We start from the raw sequence: 17,174 nt of genomic DNA on the forward strand, positions 1-17,174 counted from the left end.
TAGCAATCCTTATTAATCAATAACCAATTATGGAACCAAAGAAAAATCCAAAAGCCGATTTAAAGAGAAAGAGCGTGCTGTTTCTCCAATTGGGGCTTGTCCTGGTCCTATTAATTACCTGGCGTGCTATTGAATGGAAGACTTATGACAAGGAAGCCATTGATACCGGCCAGTTAAGTATGGACGATTTAGACGATGAAGAAATCCCAATTACCGAGATGCAGAATACACCTCCGCCACCACCTCCGCCGCCTCCAGCGCCAGAGATTATTGAGGTTGTAGAGGATGAAGAAGAGGTTGAGGAAGATGAGATTGAATCTACAGAAACAAATCTTGAAGAGATTGTTGAAGTAGAGGAAGTTGTTGAGGCTCCTGTAGAAGAAGAAGTGGCAGATGTGCCTTTTGCTGTTATTGAAGATGTGCCAATTTTCCCAGGTTGTGAAAACCTGAAAAATAATGAAGAGCGCAAGCAATGTATGAGTAAAAAAATCAGTCAGTTTGTAAACCGTAACTTTGATACAGATCTTGGTGCAGAGCTAGGTCTTTCGGGTGTAAATAGAGTGATTGTTCAGTTTAAAATTGATGAAAAGGGAAATATTACTAACGTAATGTCTCGTGCACCGCACCCAAGATTAGAACGTGAGGCTGCAAGAGTAATTAATAAATTGCCGAAAATGCAACCAGGGAAACAAAGAGGAAAAGCGGTTGGAGTTATGTACTCGCTACCTATTGTATTCCAGGTACAGGACTAAATAAAGTTTTTTTTGATATTGAATCCCGGGCTTGTTCCCGGGATTTTTTTGTTTATACCGGTTTACTCTATTCAAAAAAATGTATATTTCCAGAGTGTAACCAACCTTTCTTCAATTTGAGTATGAAGAGCTATTTGTTTCTTCTGGTTTTATTAATTATAAATAATTTTAAATTCCAGGCTCAAAGCAATGTTCAGCGCTTTCCTGAATTTCCGCAATGCTCCACCGTAGATTTTGAAAATAAAGAAGCTTGCTTTAAGAATACTTTACGCGAGTTTATCCTTGCTAATTATACCGTTCCTTCTAAAGTGATTGATGAGGATTATAGGGGAGAGGTGAAGGTGGTTTTTGAAGTTGATAAATTTGGTGATTTTCAGGTACTTTATTTAGATGCAGCCTACGTTGAGTTGAAAGAAGAGATGCAGCGTGTTTTTAATATGCTTCCTATAATACAGCCGGCTACTTACAATGCCAGGCCCGTTTTTGCTCAGTTTAGAATGCCGGTTAAAATTCCACTATCTTTAAACCTGGAACAATTTCAACAGGCTTATAAAGGGAATCATAAAAGCGAATCGGTATTATTTCAGACTGATAATGACATTGATAATGAATATGATGAAATTCAACCCGGCAAATTTACACGGCCTAGGTATGAGAGCCAGATAAATATCCCGCTTTCTCATGAATATTATAGTCGGTTTGATGCTGAATTTAATAGGATTGGCGTCAATATACATGCTGCTTCAAAACCGTTACTTTTTTCTGAGGTTTCTAAGTATTATAATTTCAAAAAGGAAGAAGATACTCAGCTTAAGAAGGTAAATTCATGGTTAGGTCGCAAATTGCTTAATGAGCATCTGGCGCAATTTCAAACCGAAGATTATTGGTTTACTTTAGATTTTGCTTTAGATCTTCAGTTAGGTAAAGATTTTCAGCAAAAAGACTTCGATTTTACCTATAATAATACCCGGGCGCTAGTTTTTCAGGGTGGGTTAGGTAAGAAGCTTAATTTTTATACCGTTGCTTACGAGAATCAAGGTAGGTTTGCCGACTATTATAATCGTTTTGCAGAATCTTTAAGGCCAGATGGGGGAGATCCTGCTATAATTCCCGGTAGAGGTATTGCTAAACCTTTTATGGATGAAGGTTATGATTATCCTGTAGCCGAAGGATACTTGTCTTACACGCCCAATAAATTTTTTAATTTGCAGTTTGGACACGGCAAGAATTTTATAGGGGATGGCTATAGGTCGCTTTTAATGAGCGATAATGCTTCGCCTTATCCATATTTTAAACTGAATACTACATTTTGGAAGCTGAAATATACCAATACCTGGATGTCTTTGCGAGATGTGCGGCCAGAAGTTACGGCCAGTGGTTCTTTTAGGACAAAATATATGGCAAGTCATTATTTAAGCTATAATGTTACCAAAAGGCTTAATATTGGTTTGTTTGAATCTGTGGTTTGGGAAAATGATAACAACCGGGGCTTCGATTTAAATTATTTGAACCCGGTAATTTTTTATAGGGCTATTGAGTTTTCTACCGGCGCCAGGGGTGGAAATGCTATTATTGGGCTTTCTTCAAAATATAAGTTTTCAAACACTATAAACGCGTATGGCCAATTTGTAATAGACGAATTTTCTACTTCCGATGTATTCGGAGGGCAGCAAAGCTGGAAGAATAAACTTGGTTACCAACTGGGGGTCAAATATTTTGATGCGTTTAAGGTGCCGGGGCTTTATCTTCAGCTTGAATATAACCAGGTGCGTCCTTATACATATTCGCATAATACCGGAGTTTTAAATTACGGCCATAATAACCAATCTATGGCTCATTTATGGGGTGCTAATTTTAGGGAAATACTTGCTATTGCTCGTTATAAGAAAAACAGGTGGTATGGAAATGCTAAAGTGATTTATGGTAAACGCGGTTTCGACTATACCGATGCGCAGGCTTATGGTGGTGATATTTATAGTAGTGAACGGCAACGTCCGTTTGATGCTGGAGTGAAAGTTGGCCAGGGAAATACCACTAAATCTTTGTTTGGTAGTATTGAAGCCGGTTATATTGTAAACCCGGCAACGAATTTAAAATTATACGGGAGCTTTATATATCGTTCTTTTAATCCTCGTTTAGATACAGCTTCTTATTTTGATAATACCACAAGTTGGTTAAACTTTGGTATAAGAACCGATATTTTTAACTGGTACTACGATTATTAAAATCTGATTTCTCTGGTAAATCTATACCCACTACCGGAAGTCGTGAGTGGTAATTATCTTTCAATATTTCAGCAAATCCTTAAGTGCTTAAAATTAACATTTTTGCCCCCTTGCCAAAACCTAATTAAGGAGTATCTTTGCGCCAATTTAAAAAACTATTTTTGAGCAGCACCGGCGTACATACTTCCTCGGCTTCTATCGTAACAGACTTTAAAGAGATTACCAAAGTAAGGCTTGCTGTAAGCGTTGTTTTTTCATCGGTAGCAGGATATTTTTTAGGAGCCGATAATATAGATTTTGTGACCGTTTTCCTTTTGGCTGTTGGTGGTTACTTTATGGTTGGAGCGTCAAATGCCTATAACCAGATTATAGAGCGTAATTTAGACGCCCTTATGGATCGTACTAAAAATCGTCCTATTCCGGGTGGAAGAATGTCGGTAAGTACTGCTTTTTTAATTGCCAGTGTTTTTACTATTTGCGGACTTGTAGTCTTATATATTATTAACCCAAAGACTGCGATGTTTGGGGCAATAAGTATTTTTATATATGTAAGTGTTTATACGCCTCTTAAGACTAAAACCCCATTATCTGTATTTGTAGGAGCTATTCCCGGGGCAATTCCTTTTATGTTGGGTTGGGTTGCTGCTACCGGAGATTTTAGTATAGAGCCGGGTACTTTGTTTATGATTCAATTTTTTTGGCAGTTTCCGCATTTTTGGGCAATTGGTTGGTGGTTGTACGACGACTATAAAAAAGGTGGCTTTTTTATGTTGCCTACCGGAAAACGGGATAAGGGAACGGCTATACAGATTATTCTTTATTCAGTATGGACTGTTTTAGTGTCATTAGTTCCGGTATTTGGGGTTACAGATAAACTTTTTCTAACTCCCGTCGCAGGTGTCGTTATTCTTTTACTTGGTTTGGGAATGCTGTATTATGCGATAAGGTTGTATAAAGAAAAAACTGCCCAGGCCGCAAAAAAATTAATGTTTGCGAGTGTATCTTATATTACGCTGCTACAAATTGTATATGTTTTAGATAAATTTATAAGACAATGGATTTAACTCAAGGTGAAGAAAAGCATAAATATGACAGGGCTAAGAAAATGATGCTCTGGTTTGGGATAATAAGCATGATCATGACCTTTGGTGGATTAACAAGTGCTTATGTTGTGAGTAAAACAAGGCCAGATTGGCTAACAGAATTCGAATTGCCATCTGCTTTTTTTTGGAGTACCCTTGTAATAGTTTTGAGTAGTATTACTTTTATTCTGGCAAAACAAAGCATTTTGTCTGGAAACCGAAGAAATGCCTCGGCGATGTTGATTGGCACCCTGGTCCTGGCTGTGCTGTTTATGGTGCTGCAATTTAATGGGTTTTCTGAGATTATAGCTAAAGGCTATTACTTTACCGGAAGCGAAAGTAGTATTACCACTTCCTTTATTTATGTGCTTGTTTTAGTGCATTTAGTGCATTTGGCTGTAGGTGTGATCACGCTTTTAGTGGTAATTTATAACCATTTTAAACAAAGATATAAAAAAGGTCAAATGCTTGGTATTGAGCTAGGTGGCACTTTTTGGCATTTTCTTGATCTTATGTGGATATACCTGTTTGTATTTTTATATTTCTTTAAATAATAAAATTGCGTATTTTTGCGCAATACTTAAAAATTAAAAACTCTTCTATGGAAGCTACTGTTGTTAGAACAGGCACCGAAGGTAAAACCTGGGGTGGTGGAAATGAGCCTTTAAAAGCTAGCTATGGCAAAATGATGATGTGGTTTTTCATCGTTTCTGATGCACTTACCTTCTCTGGTTTTCTTGCAGCTTATGGATTTTCCCGATTTAAATTTATGGACTCTTGGCCAATTGCCGATGAAGTTTTTAATCACTTTCCTTTTTTACATGGTGTAGACGCTCCAATGTACTATGTGGCGTTAATGACCTTTATTCTTATCTTCTCGTCAGTAACTATGGTTTTGGCAGTAGATGCTGGTCATCAACTCAAGAAAGGAAAAGTTACATTTTATATGTTTCTTACTATTATTGGTGGTGTTATTTTCCTTGGTTCTCAAGCCTGGGAATGGAAAAACTTTATCAATGGTACTTATGGTGCTGTTTATACAGAAGGTGGTAATATACTGCAGTTTGTAGATAGTGAGGGCCATCGTGTAGCACTTTCTGATGTAGCTGCTTCTCAGGCTTCACCCAGAGTAGAGCATGAGGCGAGAAACGGGGTTTGGTTTGAGAGCGAAAAATCTTTGCCTTCTTACTCTATAGAAGAAGTGAAAGCAGGCTTTGGAGAAAATTCAGATCTTCTTATAAGAACACAAATAATGAACGAAGAGGGGGAGAAAACCATTCTCTCTCGTGAAGAATCTATTACTAAGTTAAACAGTGAAGCTGTAGGTGTAATAGAGGGAGCTAACCTTACCCGTAATGAATATGGCCCGCCGTTGTTTGCAGACTTCTTTTTCTTTATTACCGGTTTCCATGGTTTTCACGTATTTACAGGAGTGCTTATTAACATTATAATTTTCTTTAATGTTATTTTGGGTACTTACGAGCGTAGAAAGAATTACGAGATGGTAGAAAAGGTTGGTCTTTACTGGCACTTTGTGGATTTAGTTTGGGTATTTGTTTTTACATTCTTTTACCTGGTTTAATTTTAGAAATAAATAAAAATGGCACACGATACAGCACATCAACACGAATCTAATACAAAAAGGATTTGGACGGTATTTGTAATACTTTCCATAGTTACAATTGTTGAAGTTGTTCTGGGGATTTTTAAACCCGAATTTCTAACAGATACTTCTTTTTTGAGCATGTCGCTCCTAAACTGGATTTTTATTATCCTAACTATATATAAAGCCTATTATATTGCCTGGTCTTTTATGCATTTAGAAGGAGAAACTAAAGGTTTGCGAAGAGCTATAGTATGGACGGCAGTTTTTCTTATTAGCTACCTTATATTTATCCTTTTAACTGAAGGGGATTATATTTATGAGGTCTTTAATAATGGTTATGTATCCTGGGATTTCTAGGACAAAGAACTTAAAAGTTAAAAAAGTACAGAAAGGCGGTTTTGTTAAACCGTCTTTTTATTTTTGTGCCACTTTTAAATATAGGATATGAAAAAGTTTTTTGTGCTTTTGGTACTCTTTGCATTACCTATTATTGCTTATATGTTTTTTGCTTCAGGGCAAAATAACTTTGCGAAATTGCCTGTTTTAACCGAAGAGGTTAATGACGTTTCTGAATTTCAAGACCTGGAAGGAAACACAGTTACTTTCAAAGATAAAATTAGTATCGTTGCTTTTTTTGGTGAAAAGCTCGATGACTTAAAAGGGAATACCTTTAATCTTGATCAAAAAATACTCGAGAAATACTACGAATTCGACGATTTTCAATTTATTGTAGTGCTTCCCGAGGTAGCGCGTGAAGAGGCCAGGAAATTTAAAGAAGAATTCAGCGGTATTTCAGAAACTCAAAAATGGAGGTTTGTTTTTGGTACACCTAAGGCTATAAAAGAAACCTTTAATAGCTTTAAGACTCCGCACACCCTGCAAGGCACTTATACTCCCTATGTTTTTATTGTGGATAAAGAATTTAATTTAAGAGGCAGGGATGACGATGAAGATTTTGGAAAAGTTTATGGATACGATTCAAGGTCTGTTGCAGAGTTAAGCGATAAAATGAATGATGATGTTAAAGTGATTCTTGCTGAATATAGGTTAGCTTTAAAAAAGAATAACGCCGATAGAGAAAATAATTAAAAATGAAGAGAAAATATTCTTACATAGGCCTTTCCCTAACTATTTTGATCTTTGGGATTATTTTTATTCCTAAAATTGTAAGTACCATTGCCGGGGATGAAGTGGTGAAGGCCGATAGGTTAAATGTTAAGGGCGCAGACAAGACATCTAATAACAGTAAACCCTTAACTTATATAGAGGTTAACGGTAAAAAGAAAAAAGCACCAGATTTTCAATTGATAAATCAGGATGGAGATACCATAACCAATATAGATTACTTGGGGAAGGTATATGTGGCGGAGTTCTTTTTTACTACCTGCCCTACAATTTGCCCAATAATGAACCAAAATTTGGTTGAAATTCAGGAAGAATTTAAAAATAAAAATGATTTCGGAATTGCTTCCTTTTCTATAGATCCAAAACATGATACCCCTGAGGTTTTAAAATCTTATGCAGAAAACTATGGGATAAATCATCCTAATTGGAATTTATTGACCGGCGAAAGAGAAGCTATTTATGGGCTTGCCAATGGTGGTTTTAATATTTATGCAGGAGAAAATAGTGAAGTTCCCGGTGGTTTTGCGCATCAGGGCTTGTTTGCCTTGGTAGATAAGGAGGGTTACATTAGATCGCGCCTGGATAGGTTTGGAAATCCTATAATTTATTATCGTGGATCTGTAGAAAGAAAGAAATCTGTAGTAGAGGGTGAGGAAGAGCCTCAAATTGATATTTTAATCGAAGATATTAAAAAGCTATTGTGAAAAGAACACTAACAAAAGTAGATAAAATCGCAGTACCGGTAATAATTGGTTTATCTATATTGGTCCCAGCCCTGGTACTTGTTTTAATGTATTTACCTGAACGCTATAATATATTTGGCACCCAGGCAGGCACTTTCCCATTTTTCCATGCGGTATTAAATGGGTCTACCGCCATTCTGTTAATGCTGGGGTATTTCTTTATGAATATTAAAGAATATAAGCTACATCGTAATGTTATGATTACTGCTTTTGTGCTTTCAGCTATATTTTTGGTGAGCTATGTAATCTCAAAAATAAGTAATGATCCTGTCCCGTATGGCGGCGAGGGTATTTTGCGACCTGTCTATTTCTTTATTCTTATTACGCATATTGTACTTTCGGCTATTATTGTACCATTAGTACTTTTTACAATGTACAGAGGTTTAACGGGAGAATATGAAAAGCACGCAAAAATTGCCCGATGGACCTTCCCTATATGGCTGTATGTAGCAATTACAGGGGTGTTGGTATATATTTTTATGTTTCCCTATTATTAGTAGTCTATCTTCTTCTTGAAGAAATTAAGACTTAACAGCTATACTAAACAGTTGTTTGGGAAAATTCTTAAATTTGTAGTCTGAAATTACCATTATGAAACTTAAGTTTTTAATTTTTATCTTCCTGCTAATTCTAGTGCCCGAGCTGGCCAATGCACAATGTTCTATGTGTCGTGCGGTTCTTGAAAGTGATACCGACCAAAGCGCAGCTAAAGGTATTAATAATGGTATCCTTTACCTCATGGCATTTCCATATTTATTGGTTGGTGCTTTAGGTTTCTTTATCTACCGATCTAGAAAAAAGGCTAAGAAAATTCAGAAAGTTTAAGAAAGCCTAATTTTTTTTCTTAAAAATATTGTAACTTTTTCATTGTGATAGAGTCTTATTGGTAACGCTTTTTCTAAAAGTTAGTAACCTGTAATTTTATTTCAATGATAGAGATTAGAGATCTTCATAAGTCTTATAAGATGGGTAGCAGTTCGCTACACGTTTTAAAAGGGATTAATTTTAGCGTTGCCGAAGGAGAACTCGTTTCTATTATGGGGTCGTCTGGGTCTGGCAAATCTACTTTTCTAAATATTTTAGGGATGTTAGATGAATTAGATGAAGGCTCTTATACCCTGGATGGCGTACCTATTAAAAATCTTAATGAAAAGATAGCTGCTCGTTACCGTAATAAATTTCTGGGTTTTATTTTCCAGTCATTTAATCTTATTTCTTATAAAAGTGCTTTAGATAATGTGGCTCTGCCCTTGTATTATCAGGGGATTAATCGGGGCGAGCGCATGGAAAAGGCGATGGCTTATTTGGAAAAGGTGGGTCTTGCTGATTGGAGTGGTCATTTACCGAATGAATTGTCTGGAGGTCAAAAACAGCGGGTTGCTATTGCAAGGGCGCTGGCCAGCGATCCAAAGGTGCTTTTAGCCGATGAACCTACCGGGGCATTAGATTCAAAAACATCTTATGAAGTAATGAACCTAATCCAGGAAATTAACGATGAGGGTCGAACCATACTTGTGGTTACCCACGAGCCCGATATTGCTGCCATGACCAAGAGGATCGTTAATTTAAAAGATGGTAAGATAATCCAGGACACCAGGGTTAAACAAATAAGAGCACTGGAAAATGTTTGATTTAGAACGTTGGGAAGAGATTTTTGATACTATTCGTAAAAATAAATTACGAACCTTTTTAACTGGCCTTTCGGTAGCTTCAGGGATTTTTATTCTAGTAATTCTTTTGGGAATCGGGGAGGGGATGCGAAACGGTATTTCCCAGGAATTCAAAAGAGATGCTGCTAACATTATTTATGTCTACACAGGTGTTACCTCGAAAGAATACAAGGGGCTAAATCCCGGTAGGAGAATTCAAATGAAGAATGAAGACTTCAACTATGCCTCATTGAAACATCAGGATGATTTAGAGTATAAATCTTCTATTTTTAGAATTTGGAACGGTATAGTTAACTACAGGAAGGAGTCGGGCTCTTATCGGGTAGAAGGGGTTTATCCAGATTATCAATTTCTTGAAAATAGTGGGATGGTAGAAGGCCGTTTTCTCAATTATAAAGATTATCATAATTATGAGAAAGTTTTAGTGGTAGGCAATAAGGTTAGGAACGATCTTTTTAAAGACAATAAGCAACCAATAGGGGAGTATATTCAGATTTCAGGTGTAAATTTTAAGGTTATTGGAGTGTATACCGATCCTGGTGGAGAAAGGGAAGAGAGTCGCGTGTTTATGCCACTTTCTACCGCACAACGTGTTTTTGGAGGTGCGAATAATATCGCCAATATGGCTTTTACTTTAGAGCCGGAAGAGAGTTTTGAAAAAGCACTTGCTGCTTCCAGTAGTTTTTCGGCAGATATAGAAAATCAATTAAAAGAAACTCATACCATAGCCCCAGATGACGAAAGTGCTGTTAGTATTAATAACTCCCTGGAAAATGCCAAGCGTTTTTACGATTTGATGGATATGATCAAATTTTTCTTTTGGGGGGTGGGGATCTGTACCATAATTGCCGGGGTGGTGGGCGTAAGTAACATTATGCTAATTATAGTAAAAGAAAGAACCCGGGAAATAGGGATCAGAAAAGCCCTGGGGGCAGAGCCGCTCTCTATTGTGGGAATGGTTTTGCACGAGTCTATTTTTGTAACTGCAATAGCCGGTTTTGTGGGTTTGATAGCCAGTTTGCTATTGCTGGAGTTTGTTGGCCCGCTTATAGAAACTCCCTACATTGCTAATCCTGCCGTTAATTTTAATGTAGCACTTACCACCGTTTTTATCTTGATACTTGCCGGTGCCATAGCAGGGTTTTTTCCTGCCTGGAGGGCTGCGAGAATTAAACCCATTGTAGCACTAAGAGACGAATAGTATGTTTAGCAGGGATAAATGGAGTGAAATAATTGAAGCATTAAGCTCTAACTGGTTTAGGACTATCCTTACTGCGTTTGGCGTAATGTGGGGTATCTTTATTCTTGTTATTTTATTGGCGGCAGGAAAGGGACTTGAAAATGGTGTAAAAAAAGGTTTTGGGGGCATAGCTACAAATACCATGTTTATGTGGACGCAAACAGCCTCTAAGCCTTATAAAGGTTTGCCTAAAGGAAGAAGGTACAATTTTAAAACAGCAGATGTAGAAGCGCTTAGAGAGAATGTTCCCGGTCTTAGATTTATTTCTCCAAGAAATCAATTAGGTGGTTTTGGGGGAAATAACAATGTGGTTAGAGGTCTTCAAACCGGTGCTTTTAATGTCTATGGCGATTATCCTGAGATTATTCAACAGGAGCCCATGGATATTACTTCCGGAAGGTTTATAAACTATTTAGATATTCAGGAGAAGCGTAAAGTAGCCATTATTGGAGAAGGCGTAAAACGGGAACTTTATGAGAAAGATGAAGAAGTTTTAGGGACTTATCTTAAAATTAATGGAGTAAATTTTATGGTAATTGGAACCTACAAGAAAAAAGGTGGTGGAGGCGGAAACGTAGAAGAAGCTCAAAAACAGATCTATGTTCCATTTACAGCCTTTTCCCAGGCTTTTAATATGGGAGATACCGTAGGCTGGATGGCGATTACCGCAAATGATGAAAACTCTATTACCAGTTTAAAATCCAGCATTTTAGATCTTATAAAAACCAGGCATTCAATTCACCCTGAAGATGACAGGGCGGTAGGGAACTTCGATCTATATGAAGAGTTTAATAGGGTAAACGGTTTGTTTTTAGCACTTAAGGCAGTGGCCTACTTTGTAGGTATTTTGGTGTTGCTCTCCGGTATAATAGGAATTAGCAATATTATGCTAATTGTAGTGAAAGAGAGAACGAATGAAATTGGAGTGAGACGTGCTCTTGGTGCCACTCCATGGTCAATAAGGGGGCAAATCTTAATGGAGTCTATTTTTCTGACTATTATTTCGGGAATGGCCGGTATTATTTTCGCTACCGGAATAATTGCGGGAGTAAATTATGCTTTAAGTGGAATGGATACTTCCGAAATGATGTTTGCAAACCCAAGTGTGGATTTAGGAGTTGTACTTACTGCCCTTGCTATTTTGGTATGTTCAGGTTTGTTAGCAGGGCTTATTCCGGCTCAAAATGCAATTAAAATAAAGCCTGTAGATGCGTTAAGAACTGAGTAAAGAAAAGAAGATAAATACAATCAAAAAATGAAAAAAACAGTTACCATTTCAATTTTAGTATTGATCGCCGTGGTCTTTGTCGGGGCATTATACTATTTGTTTCAGAAAAACCAGGAAGATCCCAGGGTTTATGAAACCGAACAGGCTTATGTAGAGACCATTGTTAAAAAAACCGTAGCTACCGGTAATATCGTACCCAAGGAAGAAGTGCTTATAAAACCTAATATTTCCGGGATTATAGATGAAATATACATTGAGGCCGGAGAAAAGGTGAAAGCTGGAGACCTTATCGCAAAAATAAGGGTTATTCCAAATGTAAATTCATTGCAAAGTGCAAAAGATGCGGTAGCTACAGCTAAAATCAATTTAGATAATGAGAAAAAGTCTTTTGAGAGGCAGAAATCCTTATTTGAAAAAGGTGTGATTTCTCAAAACGATTTCGATAATGCCGAAGCCAACTATAAAAGAATGCAGCAAAATTACCGTTCTGCTCAACAAAACTTTGAAATTGTACAAACAGGAACTACCAGTGGTATAGGGAGTGCGGCTAATACACTTATACGCTCCACGGTAGACGGAATGGTACTTGACGTTCCTGTAAAAGTAGGGAACCAGGTAATTGAAAGTAATAATTTTAATGACGGTACTACCCTGGCTACCCTGGCCGATGTGAACGAAATGATTTTTGAGGGGAAAGTTGATGAAAGCGAAGTAGGTAAAATTAAAGAAGGTTTACCTTTAGAAGTAACAGTAGGTGCTATAGAGAATAAAACTTTTAATGCTGTTTTGGATTATATAGCCCCAAAAGGTGTAGATGAAAATGGAGCCATTCAGTTTGAGATAAAAGGAACCCTAAATAAAGCCGATACGACTTTTATTAGAGCCGGTTTAAGCGCCAATGCTTCCATTATTTTAGATAGGGCAGATGAGGTTTTGGCCATTAAAGAAGCACTTGTTCAATTCGATTCTAAAACTCAGGATCCTTTCGTGGAAGTAGAGACCGGAGATCAGCAATTTGAAAGAAGGGATTTGACGTTGGGAATTAGTGATGGGATTCAGGTAGAGGTGAAAGAAGGAATTTCTGAAGACGATAAGATTAAGGTTTGGAACAAGGTGCAACCCGGACCTGAATTCGCCGGAAAATAGATTTTTACTTCAAAATGTAACAAGTTAAGAATTTCGCAGACTCATCAACCACAATCCCGATTATGAAAAAATATAACTTATTAGTCATACTGTTATTCTCTGGTTTATTTGTAAAAGCTCAGGAAAATAACAAATGGACACTTCAGGAATGCGTAAACTACGCATTAGAGAATAATATTTCAGTAAAACAAAGCGAGCTGGATGTAGAACTTGCCGAATTAGGAAAAAAAGATGCGTTTGGTAACTTCCTGCCCAATGTAAATGCTTCGGCTACCAATTCCTGGAATACAGGGCTTACACAAAATGTAACCACCGGGGTGTTACAAACCCAGACTACCCGAAACTTTTCTGCGGGGATTACCGCCAGTCTAAACCTTTTTGACGGGCTAAGAAACTTCAAGCAATTACAACGGGCAAAAATTTCTAAACTGGCCAGCCAGTATGCGCTTGATAAAATGAAGGACGATATTACCCTTTTTGTTGCAGATGCCTATTTGCAAGTGCTTTTTAATAAACAGAACCTGGAGATTCTTAAAATGCAAAACGAGGTTACCCGTGAGCAAATGCAGCGCACAGAAGAACTGGTAGAAGCCGGTTCTTTGCCTAAAGGCGATCTTCTTGAAATTGAAGCTACTTTTGCCGATGAGAAACAGCGTATAATTGTGGCTCAAAACAATATTAGAATTTCACTTATTAATTTAGCACAAACGCTGCTAATAAAAGATTACGAGAATTTTGATATCGTAGAATCGGGTTACGATATTTTTGGAACCGAAATTTTAGACAATCCGGTAGAAGATATAGTAGAGCGGGCCAAAGAAGAAAGATCTGAAATTAAGATTGCAGAAGCTAATAAGGAAATAGCCCAAAAAGATGTAGAAATTGCTAAAGGAGCTTACTACCCAAGCGTGGGTGCCTTCTTTAATTATAATACCCGTGAATCTGGTCAGGGAAGAGTTGTAGGGGCAGAAGTAGATCCCAACGATCCTACTCGTGAAATAGGGGTAGTTGAAAGCACCGGGGATATTGTAGTTGCTCCCAATGTTTTAACTACTATTGGAAGTCCTTTGCCGTTTTTTGAGCAATTACAGCGCAACGATGGTATAAGTTATGGTGTTCAGGTTAGTGTGCCAATTTTTAATGGCTTAGCTACAAGAAACCAGGTTAGAAGAAGCCAGGTAAATGCAAAGCGGGCCGAGTATCAATTAGAGCAGGCCGAATTAGATCTTGAAGCGAATGTGTATCAGGCGTATGTAGATGCCGAAGGAGCTTTTGAGGCTTATGAAGCTTCTTTGGTTGCAGCAAATGCACAAGAACAGGCTTTTGAATACTCTACACAGCGATTTGATGTAGGGATTTCTAATGCTTTTGAGTTTAGCCAGGCAAAATTAAGGTATGAAAATGCACAAAGTGAAGTGCTTAGAACCAAATACGATTATATTTTTAAACTAAAAGTACTTGAACTATATTTTGGAGTACCGGTGACCGATCTTAAATTTTAAATCATGAAAAAAAAGACGCTTTTTATAATTATTGGAATTGCTGTAGCACTTATTCTATTGCTAATAGTGGGAAAAAAAGCAGGCTGGTTTGGAAAAACCGGTAATTTTAAAGAAGTAGAGATCACCAAAATAGAGCCTATAGATATTGTAGAAACTGTATCGGCTACGGGAAAAATTCAACCTGAGATTGAAGTTAAATTATCTTCGGAAGTTTCGGGTGAAATAATAGAACTTCCTGTGGTAGAAGGTCAGGCTGTAGAAAAAGGGGATTTATTGGTTAGGGTAAACCCAGACATTTATCAATCTAACGTGAATAGGGCACAGGCAGGCCTTGAAACTTCTCGTGCAAATTATGCCCAGGCTCAGGCAAGTTTAAAACAAGCGGAAGCAAATTATAACCGGAACAAAAGTCTTTTTGAAAAGGGAGTGATTTCGAAAGCCGAGTGGGATAGGGTTGTTTCAGAATATGAAGTAGCGAAAGCCAATAAAGAATCGGCCTATTACAATATGCAAAGTACATCGGCTACTGTAAAGGAAGCGCAGGATAACCTGGGGCGTACAAATATTTACGCACCTATGAGCGGTACCATTTCAAAATTAGATGCAGAATTGGGTGAAAGGGTTGTTGGGACCCAACAAATGGCGGGTACCGAAATTCTTAGGGTTGCCAACCTTACCAACATGGAGGTAGAAGTAGACGTAAATGAAAATGATATTGTAAAGGTTGAGGTAGGCGATTCTACTATTGTAGAGGTAGATGCTTATTTAGGAGAAGAGTTTAAAGGGATTGTTACCGAAATTTCAAATTCGGCCGATGCTGCACTTACCACCGACCAGGTGACTAATTTTAAAGTGAAAGTTCGTATTTTAGAGGAATCTTATAAAGAGCTTTTAAAAGAAAAACCTGATAATTATTCTCCTTTTAGACCCGGTATGACCGCTACAGTAGATATTATTACCAATAGAAAAGATGCTATTATAGGGGTTCCTATTAGTGCAATTGTAATAAAAAGTGATACTACAAAGACCAAAAGCGAAGAACAAAAATACGAGGCCGTTTTTCTAAAGGATGGAGAAAAAGCTCAAATAAGAAAGGTTTCTACCGGAATTCAGGATGATAGTAATATTGAAATTACCGAAGGTTTAACCGAAGGAGAAACCGTAATTACAGGGCCCTATAATACCGTAACCAAAAGCCTTAAAGAAGGCGATGATGTTGAGGTAATTAAGAAATAAGAAAACATAAAACATGGCTTTAATACTTTGCCTGGAAACCGCTACCACCAATTGCTCTGTTGCACTTTCAAAGGATGGGCAGTTATTAGCTTTAAAAGAAGATAAAAGCAATAATTATTCGCACGCCGAGAAGTTGCACGTTTTTATAGATGAAATTTTAAATGAAAACAATTTAGGTGTTCAGAATCTGGATGCAGTGGCCGTTAGTAAAGGTCCCGGTTCTTATACAGGCTTAAGAATAGGGGTTTCTGCAGCCAAAGGACTATGCTTTTCCTTGAATATTCCTTTAATTGCCATCCCAACTTTAAATTCGCTTGCTGCACAAGTTGAACTTAAAAAGGGCTTTGTTGTTCCCATGTTAGATGCACGCCGAATGGAAGTTTATGCCAGTGTTTTTGATGAAAATCTGGATGAACTAAGAGAAACTAAAGCTGAAGTCCTGGATGAAAATTCTTTTAGTCATTTTCTTGAAAAGAATACAACGATATTTGTAGGAAATGGGGTAGAGAAATTTAAAGCAATTTGTACCCATTCAAATGCCAGGTTTATTTTAGATAAATTACCATCGGCAAAAGAAATGTGTTCATTAGCAGAAGCTAAATACAAAATAAGCGACACCGAAGATGTCGCTTATTTTGAACCTTATTATTTAAAAGATTTTATTGCCGGTTAATCGGCCTTGTTTTTGGACCTCTTTTCTACCGTACCGTTCATTTTAGTTTGATCGTAAAGATAAACATCTCTTTGGGGATAAGGAATTGTCATACCGGCTTCTTCCAGTCTTATTTTTCCTTCTTCAATCATATACCAGTGTAGATCCCAGAATTTACTGTTTTCAGCAAAATACCTTACTGAAAAATTAACTGAATCGGCGCCCAGTTCAGAAACAATAACTTGCGGTGCCGGATCTTTAAGTACATCTTCCTGCTCCTCTACAAGGTTTCTTAAAACTTCCTTGGCTTTCTTTAAATCATCATCATAAGAAATTCCAAAACTTAGATTTTCTTTTCTTGTACCATTATAGCTGTAATTAATAATATTATCATTACTTAATTCACCATTTGGAATTACCGCCCGCTGATTTCCGAAAGTATCTAGTTTGGTGTAAAACAACGATATCTCAACTACGGTTCCAGAAACTCCCTGTACTTCTATCCAATCTCCAACTTTAAAAGGTTTTAAAACTATTAAGATAACACCGCCGGCCAAATTAGAGAGTGATCCCTGCATAGCTAAACCAATGGCTAAACCAGCAGCACCAAGTGCGGCCACCAACGAGGCACTTTGTACACCAAGCTGTGTGATAAAGAGAACAAATAATAATATTCTAAGTCCCCACCTTAGCGCATTTAAAGTGAAAATTTCTAAAGTTTCGTCGTAATCTTTCTTTTTGAATAACTTTTCTACATACTTTACAATTAAACCTATTACCCAAAGGCCAATTATTAGGAGCGCTAAAGCGCCTATTAAAGTAGGTAGATAGTCAATAAATTTGTCTGCGTATTCTTTTGCGATATCGCCCCAATCGTCAAGTTGTTCCATAAGGTAAAATATTTTTAAGGCAAATTGACCAATATTTTTTCATTTAAAAGAACTTTTCTTGTTTAATTTTTGTTAAA

18 protein-coding genes are annotated in these 17,174 nt (G+C 37.3%); 17 read left to right on the top strand and 1 reads right to left on the bottom strand.

Going from position 1 to position 17,174, the window contains the following annotated elements:
- Positions 1–29 precede the first annotated feature (29 nt).
- The 17 genes from I6U49_RS01650 to tsaB all read left to right on the top strand — a co-directional run bounded on the left by I6U49_RS01650 (position 30) and on the right by tsaB (position 16,228).
- Complete coding sequence (locus I6U49_RS01650; protein ID WP_193711379.1) at positions 30–752, top strand: energy transducer TonB; 723 nt, start codon at positions 30–32, stop codon at positions 750–752.
- Positions 753–874: 122 nt separating this feature from the next.
- Entirely contained in the window at positions 875–2,977 is a 2,103-nt protein-coding gene (locus I6U49_RS01655; RefSeq protein WP_198627341.1) for a gliding motility protein RemB, read from the top strand.
- Between the two features lie 161 nt (positions 2,978–3,138).
- Positions 3,139–4,041 (top strand): heme o synthase, encoded by a 903-nt coding sequence (gene cyoE, locus I6U49_RS01660; protein ID WP_198627342.1) that lies wholly within the window; start codon positions 3,139–3,141, stop codon positions 4,039–4,041.
- Positions 4,032–4,613: a cytochrome c oxidase subunit 3 gene (locus tag I6U49_RS01665; protein WP_193711376.1), complete on the top strand. Its 582-nt coding sequence runs from the start codon at positions 4,032–4,034 to the stop codon at positions 4,611–4,613. The genes cyoE and I6U49_RS01665 overlap by 10 nt, the downstream gene beginning before the upstream one ends.
- Before the next feature lie 47 nt (positions 4,614–4,660).
- Positions 4,661–5,641 carry a cytochrome c oxidase subunit 3 gene (locus tag I6U49_RS01670; protein ID WP_198627343.1) on the top strand — a complete coding sequence of 327 codons (981 nt, stop codon included), beginning with the start codon at positions 4,661–4,663 and terminating at the stop codon, positions 5,639–5,641.
- Between the two features lie 18 nt (positions 5,642–5,659).
- The gene (locus I6U49_RS01675; protein ID WP_193711374.1) at positions 5,660–6,022 is read left to right on the top strand and encodes a cytochrome C oxidase subunit IV family protein; all 363 of its coding nucleotides are present in this window, start codon (positions 5,660–5,662) and stop codon (positions 6,020–6,022) included.
- Positions 6,023–6,109: 87 nt separating this feature from the next.
- Entirely contained in the window at positions 6,110–6,754 is a 645-nt protein-coding gene (locus I6U49_RS01680) for a hypothetical protein (protein WP_193711373.1), read from the top strand.
- Between the two features lie 2 nt (positions 6,755–6,756).
- Positions 6,757–7,494: an SCO family protein gene (locus I6U49_RS01685; RefSeq protein WP_198627344.1), complete on the top strand. Its 738-nt coding sequence runs from the start codon at positions 6,757–6,759 to the stop codon at positions 7,492–7,494.
- Positions 7,491–8,030, top strand: coding sequence for a DUF420 domain-containing protein (locus I6U49_RS01690; RefSeq protein ID WP_198627345.1), 540 nt, complete (start codon positions 7,491–7,493; stop codon positions 8,028–8,030). Before I6U49_RS01685 ends, I6U49_RS01690 begins: the two co-directional genes overlap by 4 nt.
- Before the next feature lie 94 nt (positions 8,031–8,124).
- A complete protein-coding gene (locus I6U49_RS01695) occupies positions 8,125–8,358 on the top strand; it encodes a hypothetical protein (protein ID WP_193711370.1) in 234 nt (77 codons plus the stop codon).
- 104 nt (positions 8,359–8,462) lie between these two features.
- Positions 8,463–9,164 (top strand): ABC transporter ATP-binding protein, encoded by a 702-nt coding sequence (locus I6U49_RS01700; RefSeq protein WP_193711369.1) that lies wholly within the window; start codon positions 8,463–8,465, stop codon positions 9,162–9,164.
- Positions 9,157–10,404: an ABC transporter permease gene (locus tag I6U49_RS01705; protein ID WP_198627346.1), complete on the top strand. Its 1,248-nt coding sequence runs from the start codon at positions 9,157–9,159 to the stop codon at positions 10,402–10,404. Before I6U49_RS01700 ends, I6U49_RS01705 begins: the two co-directional genes overlap by 8 nt.
- 1 nt (position 10,405) lies before the next feature.
- On the top strand, positions 10,406–11,671 hold the full coding sequence (locus I6U49_RS01710; RefSeq protein ID WP_198627347.1) for an ABC transporter permease: 1,266 nt from the start codon (positions 10,406–10,408) through the stop codon (positions 11,669–11,671).
- Positions 11,672–11,698: 27 nt separating this feature from the next.
- Positions 11,699–12,817 (top strand): efflux RND transporter periplasmic adaptor subunit, encoded by a 1,119-nt coding sequence (locus tag I6U49_RS01715; protein WP_198627348.1) that lies wholly within the window; start codon positions 11,699–11,701, stop codon positions 12,815–12,817.
- A gap of 62 nt (positions 12,818–12,879) precedes the next feature.
- Positions 12,880–14,319 (top strand): TolC family protein, encoded by a 1,440-nt coding sequence (locus tag I6U49_RS01720; RefSeq protein ID WP_198627349.1) that lies wholly within the window; start codon positions 12,880–12,882, stop codon positions 14,317–14,319.
- Positions 14,320–14,322: 3 nt separating this feature from the next.
- On the top strand, positions 14,323–15,555 hold the full coding sequence (locus I6U49_RS01725; RefSeq protein WP_198627350.1) for an efflux RND transporter periplasmic adaptor subunit: 1,233 nt from the start codon (positions 14,323–14,325) through the stop codon (positions 15,553–15,555).
- A gap of 13 nt (positions 15,556–15,568) precedes the next feature.
- Positions 15,569–16,228: a tRNA (adenosine(37)-N6)-threonylcarbamoyltransferase complex dimerization subunit type 1 TsaB gene (tsaB, locus tag I6U49_RS01730; protein WP_198627351.1), complete on the top strand. Its 660-nt coding sequence runs from the start codon at positions 15,569–15,571 to the stop codon at positions 16,226–16,228.
- Here tsaB and I6U49_RS01735 read toward each other — a convergent pair.
- A complete protein-coding gene (locus I6U49_RS01735) occupies positions 16,225–17,097 on the bottom strand; it encodes a mechanosensitive ion channel family protein (protein ID WP_198627352.1) in 873 nt (290 codons plus the stop codon). The two genes, tsaB and I6U49_RS01735, sit on opposite strands and share 4 nt — an antisense overlap.
- Positions 17,098–17,174 lie beyond the last annotated feature (77 nt).

Source organism: Salegentibacter maritimus (assembly GCF_016236915.1).
Taxonomy (GTDB): domain Bacteria; phylum Bacteroidota; class Bacteroidia; order Flavobacteriales; family Flavobacteriaceae; genus Salegentibacter; species Salegentibacter maritimus.